Origin of the sequence: uncultured Mobiluncus sp. (assembly GCF_902488535.1) — a bacterium.
In the GTDB taxonomy this organism is placed as follows: Bacteria; Actinomycetota; Actinomycetes; order Actinomycetales; family Actinomycetaceae; genus Mobiluncus.
In genome coordinates this window covers 1-12,296 of sequence record NZ_CABTWO010000023.1, presented here as the reverse complement: position 1 = coordinate 12,296, position 12,296 = coordinate 1, and the positions used below count along the sequence as shown (strand labels likewise).

The 12,296-nt window shown below is 56.9% G+C and carries 8 protein-coding genes; 4 read left to right on the top strand and 4 right to left on the bottom strand.

Going from position 1 to position 12,296, the window contains the following annotated elements; all coding sequences use genetic code 11:
- Positions 1-4: 4 nt before the first annotated feature.
- From RDL66_RS07860 to dxs, 3 genes are all read left to right on the top strand, one after another.
- The gene (locus RDL66_RS07860; RefSeq protein ID WP_308536358.1) at positions 5-916 is read left to right on the top strand and encodes a hypothetical protein; all 912 of its coding nucleotides are present in this window, start codon (positions 5-7) and stop codon (positions 914-916) included.
- 375 nt (positions 917-1,291) lie between these two features.
- The gene (gene acnA / locus RDL66_RS07855; protein ID WP_308536356.1) at positions 1,292-3,976 is read left to right on the top strand and encodes an aconitate hydratase AcnA; all 2,685 of its coding nucleotides are present in this window, start codon (positions 1,292-1,294) and stop codon (positions 3,974-3,976) included.
- Positions 3,977-4,159: 183 nt separating this feature from the next.
- The gene (gene dxs / locus RDL66_RS07850) at positions 4,160-6,127 is read left to right on the top strand and encodes a 1-deoxy-D-xylulose-5-phosphate synthase (protein WP_374042920.1); all 1,968 of its coding nucleotides are present in this window, start codon (positions 4,160-4,162) and stop codon (positions 6,125-6,127) included.
- On the opposite strand, the gene RDL66_RS07845 is transcribed toward dxs, so the two are convergent.
- The 4 genes from RDL66_RS07845 to RDL66_RS07830 form a co-directional block, all read right to left on the bottom strand.
- The gene (locus tag RDL66_RS07845) at positions 6,111-7,343 is read right to left on the bottom strand and encodes an HRDC domain-containing protein (RefSeq protein ID WP_308536352.1); all 1,233 of its coding nucleotides are present in this window, start codon (positions 7,341-7,343) and stop codon (positions 6,111-6,113) included. The genes dxs and RDL66_RS07845 overlap by 17 nt on opposite strands.
- Positions 7,344-7,447: 104 nt before the next feature.
- Positions 7,448-8,023: a DUF3000 domain-containing protein gene (locus RDL66_RS07840; protein WP_308536350.1), complete on the bottom strand. Its 576-nt coding sequence runs from the start codon at positions 8,021-8,023 to the stop codon at positions 7,448-7,450.
- Between the two features lie 92 nt (positions 8,024-8,115).
- The gene (glgX, locus tag RDL66_RS07835; protein WP_308536348.1) at positions 8,116-10,260 is read right to left on the bottom strand and encodes a glycogen debranching protein GlgX; all 2,145 of its coding nucleotides are present in this window, start codon (positions 10,258-10,260) and stop codon (positions 8,116-8,118) included.
- Positions 10,261-10,303: 43 nt separating this feature from the next.
- Complete coding sequence (locus tag RDL66_RS07830; protein ID WP_308536346.1) at positions 10,304-11,404, bottom strand: SGNH/GDSL hydrolase family protein; 1,101 nt, start codon at positions 11,402-11,404, stop codon at positions 10,304-10,306.
- Between the two features lie 470 nt (positions 11,405-11,874).
- Between RDL66_RS07830 and RDL66_RS07825 the strand changes: the two genes are divergently transcribed.
- Positions 11,875-12,243 (top strand): hypothetical protein, encoded by a 369-nt coding sequence (locus RDL66_RS07825; protein ID WP_308536344.1) that lies wholly within the window; start codon positions 11,875-11,877, stop codon positions 12,241-12,243.
- Positions 12,244-12,296: the final 53 nt, after the last annotated feature.

Sequence of the window (12,296 nt, the reverse complement as noted above, 5' to 3'; positions counted from 1 at the left end):
TACGGTGAACTGGATTAATGCCTTTGAAATTATTTGCTACCTGCTGACCGTTCTGTTGCTGGGAGACATTGCCAAGCTGCGAAACCGGGTGGAGCTGCGTTTATTCCTGGCCGCGACTTTGGCGGGATTTATCCTTGAAATTCTGGCTGTGAGAGCCACCGGCATCTATCACTACAGCACCGACTACTTTCTCAGCATCGGTTCGCCACCCAATCAGTTTCCTGTTTTTGGTGGATTGATGTGGGGCGCGTTGGCTGTTTGTGGTTTCAGAATCGCGAGGAAATTTTCCGAAAGCTTTTTTGAAATCAGCCTTTTTACGGGTTGGCTGGTCGTTTCGATGGATTTATTACTGGATGTGGCCGCCATCCGACTCAACGGGGGGTTCTGGATCTGGGACGGACGTGTTCTTTCCTGGGACATCAATCATCATGTGTTCATGAGTGTGATTTGGGTAAACTTCCTGGGTTATTTGTTCGAGACGCCCGCGGTCGTTTACTTAACATTGCGTCTGAATAAACTCGCTGAGAAATCGCGGCCGAGGGCAATCCTCACCGTCCTCGGCGCAGGGTTGGGAGCAGTGGTTACCGTAGGTGTGGGCAGCAGTTTGTCTTTGCTGCTAAACAAAATCAGTGATGAGTGGTTTGCCGTCGTCGCATTTCTAGTACTGTGGGCGGCCATTTTGGTGGAGCTGGTAGCACAGATTGCAAAACGCTGGCACACTTTGACTCTACGAGGGAATCACGACTTCGTTCTGGGGATTTTTTGGGCCGTAATTTACGGTTACTGCCTGGTTGCGCTGTGGTCTCTGGGCGCGTTCCACACAAACATCGTTTATGCTCTTTTCGCTGCTTTCATAGCGTTAGCTACCTTATTAATGTCTTTTGTCAGCACGAATGCCTACGCAGAATCAGATTGATTCTTCTGGATGCGCCTGCCGCCAAATATGCTGGCGGACAATTGCCAGGTTGTCGTGGGAGAATTCTTGAGGAACATAGGAAAGCCAAGAGTAAAGAATTGGGATTTGTGCAACAGAAGTTTTGCGAATTGCTCACGCTAGAGAACCGATAAATCGGCACGCGCCGCCCTTGTGACGTCGCGATGAGGCCGCGTGGCGAGCCAATTTATGAAACATAATCCCAGGTAGAAGCCTATTTATAAAAAATTCCAGGGCGGGAACGACAAAACAGCTGCGGCGCAACATTTAATGTGTTGTGAAATCAGGAAATTCAATATATCTTGATGTCGAGATAAATTTTTTGTGGCATTGTTGCCACCCTTTAGGAGGTTATTTATGGCCAGTTTGAACAGCTTAAATGCTCGCAAGACTTTGCAGGTGGGAGGTAAATCCTACGAGATTTTCTCTCTCGATGCCGTGGAAGGCTTAAAAAAGCTTCCTTACGCGCTGCGCATTTTGGGCGAAAACCTGCTGCGTAACGAGGACGGTGCCAACATCACTGCCGACCAAATTAAGGCTTTGGCGGCATGGAATCCCGATGCGCAGCCCAGCACAGAAATCCAGTTCACCCCGGCTCGCGTGGTGATGCAGGACTTCACCGGTGTGCCTTGCGTGGTTGATTTGGCCACCATGCGCGAAGCCGTGAAAGACCTGGGCGGGGACCCCGAGAAAATCAACCCCTTGGCTCCGGCTGAAATGGTCATCGACCACTCGGTCCAGATTGACTACTTCGGACGCCCTGACGCTCTGAAACTCAACACGGATAAGGAATACGAACGAAACTCGGAACGTTACAAGTTCCTGCGTTGGGGCCAGGGCGCCTTTAACAACTTCCGCGTGGTGCCGCCGGGGACCGGCATTATCCACCAGGTCAACATCGAGTACCTGGCGCGTTCCGTGTTCACCAAGGAACTGCCTGACGGCACGGTACAGGCTTACCCCGACACCTGCGTCGGCACTGACTCCCACACCACGATGGTCAACGGGCTGGGCGTGCTGGGCTGGGGCGTCGGCGGCATTGAAGCCGAGGCCGCTATGCTCGGTCAGCCGGTGTCCATGCTGATTCCGCGTGTGGTCGGCTTCAAGCTCAAGGGCTCCATCCCCGCCTCCGCTACCGCTACCGACGTGGTGCTCACCATCACCCAGATGCTGCGCGAGCACGGCGTGGTCGGCAAGTTTGTGGAGTTCTATGGCGAAGGCGTGTCGCAGGTGCCGCTGGCTAACCGCGCCACCATCGGCAATATGTCTCCCGAATTTGGTTCTACCGCAGCCATCTTCCCGATTGACCAGGTCACCGTGGACTACTTGCGCTTGACCGGACGTGACGAGGAGCGTTGCGCTCTGGTGGAGGCTTACGCCAAGGAGCAGGGCTTGTGGCACGATCCGAGCTTCGAGCCGAAGTACTCGGAGTACCTGGAACTCGACCTGTCCACCGTGGTGCCATCCATTGCCGGTCCGAAGCGTCCGCAAGACCGCATCAAGTTGAGCGAAGCCAAGCAAACCTTTGAAAAGACCCTGGTGCCCACCTACGCTCCTGAAGCGCATAAGCTCGTGGACCTGACCACCGCTGACGGCACCAAGACCAACCTGGATCATGGCCGCGTGGTCATTGCTTCCATTACGTCGTGTACCAATACCTCGAACCCCTCGGTGATGATGGCTGCCGGTATTCTGGCTCGCAACGCCCGCGCTAAGGGACTGAAGTCGAAGCCGTGGGTGAAGACGTCGGTGGCTCCCGGTTCCCAAGTCGTTACTGACTACTTTGACAAGGCCGGTCTGTGGGGTCCCCTCGATGAGCTGGGCTTTAACCTGGTGGGTTACGGGTGCGCGACCTGTATCGGTAACTCCGGTCCGGTTCCGCCCGAAATCTCGAAGGTCATCAATGACAACGACTTGGCCGTCACGGCGGTGCTGTCTGGTAACCGTAACTTCGAGGGACGTATTTCTCCCGACGTTAAGATGAACTACCTGGCTTCTCCGCCGCTGGTCGTGGCCTACGCCCTGGCCGGGACCATGGACTTCGATTTTGAGACGGAGCCCCTGGGTCAGGATCAAGACGGCAACGACGTGTTCCTGCGCGATATCTGGCCCGATCCCGACGAGGTGCAGCGGGCTATCGACGAGACCATAAACCGCGACATGTACACGAAGGATTACGCGAACGTGTTTGCTGGTGATGAGCGCTGGCAGTCCCTGCCGACTCCGGAAGGTAGCCGCTTCACCTGGGACGATGCTTCGACCTATGTGCGCAAGGCACCGTTCTTTGACGGAATGAAGATGGATCCGGAACCTGTCAAGGACATCCACGGCGCTCGGGTTTTGCTGAAGCTGGGCGATTCCGTTACGACCGACCACATCTCTCCGGCCGGCGCTTTCAAGCCCGAAACTCCTGCTGGCCAGTACCTGACCGGCAACGGGGTGCAGCCCAAGGACTTCAATTCATACGGCTCCCGCCGTGGCAACCATGAAGTCATGATGCGCGGCACGTTTGCCAACATCCGCATTAAGAACCAGCTGCTGGACGGGGTTGAGGGCGGTTTCACCCGCGACTTCACCCAGGAAGGCGGCCCCCAGTCCTACGTTTATGACGCCTCCATGAACTACCAGGCTGCCGGGATTCCGCTGGTCGTGCTGGGCGGCAAGGAGTACGGTACGGGTTCGAGCCGTGACTGGGCCGCAAAAGGCACGCGCCTGCTCGGTGTGAAAGCCGTTATCGCGCAGTCCTTCGAGCGTATTCACCGTTCCAACCTGATTGGGATGGGTATCTTGCCGCTGCAGTTCCCGGAGGGACAGTCAGCGGACTCGCTGGGTCTGGATGGGACGGAAACCTTTGACATCAGTGGCGTAACCGCTCTGAACGAAGGTAAGACTCCTGAGACGGTGAAAGTCAGCGCCACCAAGGCCGATGGCTCTAAGGTCGAGTTCGACGCGGTGGTCCGTATCGACACCCCCGGAGAAGCCGACTACTACCGCAACGACGGCATTCTGCGTTACGTGCTGCGTAACCTGGTGAAGGCCTAAGCACCTGCGGTTCAACTGTCAATAGCTCCCCGGATCGACATCTGGTCGGTCCGGGGAGCTATTTTTAACTGTCGCAGCCGCCAAACCGTTGCAGGGACGCTGCTCCAAACCGGCCTGACATGAAAGAAAACGTGAAAACCGGATAGAATGGGACAGTATCTTTTTGAGGAGTTTTACGAATCTATGTCCCAACTTGAACCCGTAAGTGCGTCAAACGCGGACTTGGCGTCGTTGCGCCTGCTACCGACGATTTCTTCGCCGCGCGATTTGCGGAAACTCAACCACCAGGAACTGGACCGCCTGGCCGGTGAAATTCGCCATTTCCTGGTGGAATCAGTGGCGAAAACCGGGGGACACCTGGGTCCGAACCTCGGTGTCGTCGAGCTGACCATCGCCCTGCACCGCGTGTTTAACGTCACCCGAGACACCCTCGTTTTCGATACGGGACACCAAACTTACGTTCACAAGCTCCTGACGGGACGGCAAGATTTTTCCCGGTTGCGTCAACGCGGCGGTCTGTCCGGTTATCCCTCGCGGGCAGAATCCGAGACGGATGTGCTGGAAAACTCTCACGCTTCAGCCGCACTGTCCTGGGCGGACGGAATCGCCAGGGCTAACCGCCTGACCGGAAAGCGAGGCTGGGTCGTAGCGGTCATCGGCGATGGAGCGATGACCGGTGGCATGGCGTGGGAGGCTCTGAACAACATTGCCGAGGAAAACGAAGGCCGGCTGATTATCATCTTGAACGACAACGGGCGTTCCTATGCTCCAACCATCGGCGGGTTGGCTCATCACCTGGATGCGCTGCGAGTCACCCCCCAGTATGACAAGGCTTTGAAGTGGGGCAAACAAACCCTGAAAGGCAGCGGACCGGTGGGGAACCTGGTGTATTCCGGGCTGCACGCCGCGAAAGCCGGACTGCGCGACATGGTCGCCACCGACGAAGGGGTCCTGTTTGATGAGTTGGGCATCACCTATACCGGTCCCATTGATGGACACGACATCGCCGCCTTGGAGTTTAGCTTCACCAGGGCGAAAGCCGCCAAGAAACCCGTATTGATCCACGTCATCACCCAAAAGGGACGCGGCTACACCCCGGCGGAAGAAAATGTCTCCGACCACTTCCACGCGATTGGGCGGATTCACCCGGAGACCGGCCTGCCCATCGAGCCGGAACGCTTTGAATGGACCCAGGTTTTTGCCGAAGAGATCTGCAGCCTGGCGCGGGAAAACAAAAAAATCGTCGCCATAACCGCCGCGATGCTTCGTCCGGTGGGGTTGAACCCGATGCAAAAGGAGTTCCCCGACCGCGTTTTCGACGTAGGTATCGCGGAAGCGGATGCCCTGGCCACCGCCGCAGGCTTGGCCTACGGCGGGATGCACCCGGTTATCGCCCTGTATTCCACGTTCTTAAACCGGGGATATGACCAGTTGTTGATGGATATCGCGTTACACCGGGCTGGGGTGACGATTGTTGAGGATCGTTCCGGTATTACCGGCAGTGACGGCGCCAGCCACAACGGGATGTGGGATATAGCTCTGGCCGGGACAGTGCCCGGTCTGCGCCTGGCCGCGCCGCGCGACGCCGTGACCTTGCGCGAAGAACTGCGCGAGGCTCTCCAAGTTGAGGACGGACCCACCATCGTGCGCTATCCGAAAGGCTCGCTGCCCAAGCCTTTGCCCGCCCTGAAACGTGCTCACGGGGCAGATGTATTGTGGGAATCGGCGGACTTCGTAGCACCGTCAGCATCAACCCGAGAGGAAAAGGCCAGCTCAAAACGGCCAAAGAACCTTTTGATTGTGGCGACCGGAGCGTTTGCCCAACTGGGGGTGGAGGTCGCGAACGAACTCCAGACACTCAATAATCTGGCAGTACGCGTAGTCGATCCGCGGTGGCTGATTCCCGTGCCTGACGACTTGGTGACTGCAGTAGGGGACTACGACCGGGTCGTAACCCTGGAGGACGGACTGGTAGAAGGCGGTTTTGGTTCCCAGTTGCGCAACGCGGCAGCGGCGCAGGACATCTTTACTCCGGTGCTGTCTTACGGGATTCCGCGACAATTTTTGCACCACGCCACGCGCGACGAAATCCGCGAAGAACTGGGGCTGACCCCCCGGGCGCTGGCTGATTCCATTAATTCTCGGATTTGAGGGCTTTCACCAGCGAATCCAAAGTATTTTCAATCTGCCAAGGCCGCGCCTGACTGGCCTGCAATACCTCCAGGACCTGGGACTCCGGGGCGTCGTCAGGCAGCACCCAAGCCAGTCGACGGATAGTTTTCGGTTCCAGCATAACCTCGTAGTTGACGTCTAACTGGGTAGCTACCTCGGCCACGGTTTCACGCAAACGCCGCCACCGATCGGCCTCCAGTGGGTGATTGTGCGTGAAAGTGCGTGAATCCGGAACCTCGCCGGGAACGCGCGGGGCACGCCGCGGGGGAAGTTCCTTGGCGGACAGCTGATAGGACCTGCGCAAAGCCGCAAACCAGCGGTCGGCTCGTTTTCGGCCAGCCCGGTCGTGGCGAAAATCCTCCAAAGCCCCCATGTAACGTTTGCCCTTTGGTAGCCCCGCCGCTAGGGCAATCATTGCTGCGTTTGTCAGCACTTTGGTCGGTGCCAGGTCTTCTTGCTGAGCCAGTTCATCGCGGGAATACCACAGTTCCCGCAGGGCGGCGAGGTTGCGCGGGGCGTGGACTTTTCCAGAACCGGGGACGTGGCGCCACGGATCGGGTTTGGGCGCGGGAGGCTCGAAATCCAACAGATAGTCGAATTCTTGCTCCGCCCAGTCGTCTTTATCCTCGTCTTGCAGCTGTAACCACAGCTCATTGCGCAGGTCAATGAGATAATCCACGTCCAGGGCGGCGTAGGTTTGCCAATCGGAGGGCAGGGGGCGCGTAGACCAATCTGCCGCGGAATGTTCTTTCGCCAGGGTGATGCCCAGTACTTTTTCCATGACTGCGGCTAAGCCGAACCCCTCAAAGTTCAGCAGTTTCGCCGCCAGTTCCGTGTCAAACAGCAGCCGCGGACGCATTCCCAGTTCCGACAGACAGGGCAAATCTTGGGTCGCGTCGTGCAAAATCCACTCCGCCTTGCCAATGGCCCGGCTCAAAGGCTCCAAATCGGGGAAAGCCACCGGGTCGATGAGGACAGTGCCCACGCCTTCGCGGCGCAATTGCACCAGGTAGGCCCCTTGAGAATAACGAAACGATCCGGCTCGTTCGGTATCGAGAGCGACTGGACCCGTGGCGGCGGCGACAAGTTCACAGACGTGTTGCAGGGCTGCGGGGGTGTCCACAATCGGAGCTAAAGGCTCGCGAGTACGGGTGACCAGCCGTGGGGACTTCGGTTTTGAGGTAGCGCTCGACATAACGGTTCTATGTTATATCCCGGCGCGCTCACCCCCGTCCTGCCGCACCGTAGGGGTGCTACCGCGGGTATGTCTGTGAGCGCACAAGGGCGGTGGGGAGGGCTCTAATGTCGCAGCTGAGTGACGTTTTCCTCGGGGGAGAGGCCGGTCGCCTGGAGCATCGTGTCCAGCCACGCCAGGAAATGGGCGCTCAAATCAGGGCTGCCGGGGGTCCACGACGCGCGAATCTCTAGGGTAGCGGAGGTGGCGCGCAGTGCAAAGCCTTCAAAAGAACGGTTGATGGTCGTGGTGGCGGTGCCCACCAAATGTCCGTAATCAGCGTCCCGGCTGGCCAAACACTCGCGCAGCCAGGACCAGGCGACTTCTCCTGCCAGCGGATCTTCACCCAAAGCTAACTCTGTATCGGTCGCCACCAGAGCAATAACCCGAAACTCGCCGCCCCAGCCTTCTTGGGTCTGCGGATCGTAGAGACACACAAACCGGCCGGTGGCGGGAGCTTCCGCCTCCACGTGCAGTGCCGTTTCCGCGCTAATCGCCACCGCGTAAGGGGCAATTTTCGTCGGGGCTGGAACCTCGTGAACGGAAACTCGAGGCGGTACGGACGCCTGGCGCAGTGACAAAAGAGCGAGCTCCCACGCCGGGGGTATCTGCGTCTGCGCCGTTGAACTCGCCTTGCTCACCCTCTCAGCGTAAGCGAGTGGGAAAGAAAACCGACCTTACCACGCCCTGCAGACCCGAAATACCTCTGTGGACTGCCCGAGGCCCAAAACCTCTAGAGAGAACGGTCAGCCAGAGGAGAGGCTAAAACCACAATGGAACGCGAACGTACCGTTACGGTCTCGGGAGAACCTAAAAGCTCGGCCCGCACGAAATCTGTCTCAATCGGCTGTGCCGCGGTGGTGTCAATGACCCGATACCACTGCAAATCATGAGTCCACTGCGGCATGGTGAACTCTAAGTCCTTTTCGGAAGCGTTGAACATGAGGATAAAATCATCGTCCTCCACGTGCTCGCCGCGCTTGCCCGGCTCATCAATAGAAGCCCCATTCAGGGAAATCGTCAGGGCTTTGGCGTAGGCGGTGGTCCACTCTTCATCGGTCATATGCTCGCCGTTGACGCTGAACCACTCGATGTCGCCGCGATCCGATTCCCCGCCGCGTGCCGCATCCCCAGCCAGGAACCGGCGCCGACGAAACACCGGGTGTTCGTTACGCAGGTGAATCAAGGCTCGGGTAAAGTCATACATCTTTTGGTCACGCGCGTCTTCGTTCCAATGAATCCAGGTGATTTCGTTGTCCTGGCAATACCCGTTGTTGTTGCCGCCCTGGGTGCGTCCCAACTCGTCGCCGTGGGAAATCATGGGAACCCCTTGGGATAGCAGCAGGGTAGTCAGGAAGTTGAAACGTTGGCGGCGGCGCAACTCGTTGATGGACTCATCTTTGCTGGGGCCTTCCTCCCCGTGATTCCAAGATTTGTTGTTACTGTCCCCGTCGACCCCGCCTTCACCATTGGCTTCGTTATGTTTATCGTTATAGGAAACCAGGTCCAGCAGGGTAAAGCCGTCATGAGCGGTCACAAAGTTGATGGACGCCACCGGCAGGCGCCCCGTGTGGGCATAGAGGTCTGCCGAACCGCTGAACCGAGACGCGAATTCGCCGAGTTTTGCTGGCTCGCCACGCCAATAATCCCGCACCGTGTCGCGATACTTGCCGTTCCATTCCGACCACAGAATCGGGAAACCGCCTACGTTGTAGCCGCCCTCGCCGACGTCCCAAGGCTCGGCAATGAGCTTGACCTGGGAAATAATCGGGTCTTGGTGGATGATGTCAAAGAATGCCGAAAGTTTATCGACCGAGCTGAGTTCCCGCGCCAGGGTCGACGCGAGGTCGAACCGGAAACCATCGACGTGCATCTCGGTAATCCAGTAGCGCAGCGAATCCATGATCAGTTGCAGCACCGCGGGGGAGCGCATCAGCAGGGAGTTGCCGGTCCCGGTCGTGTCGAAGTAGTGTTCCCGATCACCCTCCACCAGGCGGTAGTACACTTCGTTGTCCAAGCCGCGGAAAGACAGTGTCGGTCCCATCTGGTTGCCCTCGGCGGTGTGGTTGTAGACGACGTCGAGGATGACTTCGATACCGGCCGAATGCAGGTCTTTGACCATTTGCTTAAATTCTTCGACCTGGCGGTCGCCGCGGCGATCCGAACAGTAGCCGTTATGCGGGGCAAAGTAGCCGATAGTGTTGTAACCCCAATAGTTTTTCAGGCCTTTTTCCTCTAGGGAAGGATCGGTGACGAATTGGTGTACCGGCATGAGTTCCACCGCGTTGACGCCTAGGTGTTTCAGGTAGGAAACGTTGTTCGGGTGCCCCATTCCCGCGTAAGTGCCCCGCAATGCTTCGGGAATAGCAGGGTTCAGCATGGTCATACCCTTGACGTGGGTTTCATAAATGACCAGGTCCGGGTAGTCCAAGCGGGGATGGCGGTCGTTGCCCCAATCAAAGAAAGGGTTAATGACAACTGAATGCATTGTGTGCGCTGCCGAGTCCGAGTCCGAATATCCGTGCGGGTCTCCGGCAGGATAGGCAAAAATCGACATGTCGCCGTCTAAGTCGCCGGCGATGGCTTTGGCATAAGGGTCCAGCAACAGTTTGCTCGGATTGAAGCGTTGTCCTTTGGTGGGGTCATAAGGGCCGTAAACGCGGTACCCGTAGTGTTGCCCGGGGCGGAGGTTAGGGATATAGCCGTGCCACACGTGGGCATCGACTTCATCCAAAGAGAAACGTTCGGTTTCCCGTCCGTCGTCTTCTACCAAACAGAGTTCTACCTTTTCAGCGTTAGCTGAAAAAAGTGCAAAGTTTGTTCCGCTCCCATCATAAGTTGCCCCCAGCGGATAAGGCTTTCCTGGCCAAATTTCCATAACTTAAATATCTCATATTCAAGCGCAGTGCGCTGAATTTGGGTTATGAGGGCTGCTCCTCGCTAGGTGGGGTGTCGTCTTTTTCTGTGGATTTGAGTTTCAGAAGTCCGCTCAACAGGTTGGAGCGGTTGTCCTCCGTTTCGTCGGGCAGCTCGGGGACAATGTCTGCAGTCGAGGCTTGCCACCACCCGCGTTCCTGCAGCAATGGTTCGGCCTTACGCACGAACTCGGCAGCAATCTGGCGATAGGTGTCGGTGTTGGGGTGGAAACCGTCCTCGGCTCTAATCATGAATGTTCTCCACAGAGGCACATCTCCCAAGTGGCGCATGGGAACCAAAATATGTTCTGACTGAGAAACTACGTTGATAACGATGTCATTCATCTCGATGGCGCGTTTATCCGCCGGGAGCGGTTTCGCCGGGGGAACCTCAGAAATCAAGGCGGGTACAGGCAGGCTTTTGATGATAATTTCCATCTGTTTTTGGAAGTTTTCGAGGCTTTGGCCCTCGGAGGAAAAGACATCATTGCCGCCAATGTCCAGGGTGATGATATCCGGCGTTAGGCCTGTAGCCAGCAGCTGTGGAATCTCGGCGTTCACTACTGTCGAGGCGATGGCTCCGGAAATGGAAAAATTCAGCACAATAACGCGGCGCTGCGTGGCGCGTCGCAGATAGGAAGCAAACAAGGCCACGTAAGAGTCATGGACATCCTCACACCCCACCCCTTGTGCGGCGGAATCGCCGAGAGCCACGTAAATCAGGGGAGGGGCGTTCTTAATTTTAGAGGGACGATGCAGTTTCTGACCGGTTTGGGGAAAAATGGGTTTGTTAGAGTACCAGTCGCTGCGGCGCAGATAACGTTGTGCTCCGTCAGAAAACAGCTCGAAACCGGGGGCATAGATTTCTGGGTTCGCCAGCATTCCCAGTTCGTTTAGTTTCGCCAGCCCGGAGATGACGTGGTCTTCCCAGAACCAACGGTGACTGGAAACTTCTTGATGGACTTTCCACATCCCCGCGGCGGCGTTGCCCGCCCAGAGCAGAGACGATGACGTTCCCAGCGCGGTGAGGGCGGATACTTTTGAGGAAGCGGGTAGCTCGCGGAACAGCTCAAGTACCGTATCGACAGAAATCTTTTTTGCGGCCATGGAACTAGCTTACCTGGCTCGCATCACTTTGAGCGTCCCCGAAATCAAGTCTGGTGGGCCATACTGGGATCGAACCAGTGACCTCTTCCGTGTGAAGGAACATTTGCTTGGGTAAAACAGCAGTTCAGACATTATGTCTGTTCTTTAGTGGTGCTATTTATGGTGCTATTTTCGGGTGTTGCTGGCGGCATAAAAGTGTCGGGCTCCAGCCAAACGGCTGGAGCCCCTGTATTACCCCGCTAGTGCGGGGAGGTTGAGCTTTTCCAATGAATGTAAAGGCTCATCCCCGCTAATGCGGGGATGAGTACAGTTTAGAACAGTTTTGGATTGTTGGCAAGGTTTTCTGTTTGCGCTGGTCGGGAGTTTTGTTCTTACATTTCTTTTCGTCTCTATTGACACTATTACATGTCTCATGTATGATAGTAATGTAATCGGCTGAGGGGGAACCCCCGAACCTGGAAGGACAAAACATGAAAACTTATACAATTCGCTTCATCAAACCGAGCGAACTACCCGAAATCATCAACACCTCACATATCGCCCAGAACTGGGTCAGCTGCGGCATCAACTCCGCCGACCTGGCTGAGGGCCTGGAATGGCTCGCCGCCGACCCTATGGACGGCCCCGGCGCAGGCCTCACCCGCGAGCTTTTCATGATCATCGACAAGACCGAAATCGTCGATTGGAAGCTAGTCGCCAAAAGCGCACACCTTGTGCGGGCCCGCCGCGCACACATTGGGCCACAACACCAGCTGACCGCCTTCTACTCAATCGACGACAATACCCTCGTCACCCACCACAACCGCAGCGCGTCCCTCAACGCGATAGAACGCGTCTAACAAAGGAGAAAATCATGACCACTAATGACGACAAACTCTGAACTTGTGGCTGG

Coding starts and splice junctions, on each gene's coding strand:
- RDL66_RS07830 (WP_308536346.1), bottom strand. CDS start 11,404: ATGGCCGCAAAAAAGATTTCTGTCGATACGGTACTTGAGCTGTTCCGC.
- RDL66_RS07825 (WP_308536344.1), top strand. CDS start 11,875: ATGAAAACTTATACAATTCGCTTCATCAAACCGAGCGAACTACCCGAA.
- glgX (WP_308536348.1), bottom strand. CDS start 10,260: ATGGAAATTTGGCCAGGAAAGCCTTATCCGCTGGGGGCAACTTATGAT.
- RDL66_RS07845 (WP_308536352.1), bottom strand. CDS start 7,343: ATGTCGAGCGCTACCTCAAAACCGAAGTCCCCACGGCTGGTCACCCGT.
- dxs (WP_374042920.1), top strand. CDS start 4,160: ATGTCCCAACTTGAACCCGTAAGTGCGTCAAACGCGGACTTGGCGTCG.
- acnA (WP_308536356.1), top strand. CDS start 1,292: ATGGCCAGTTTGAACAGCTTAAATGCTCGCAAGACTTTGCAGGTGGGA.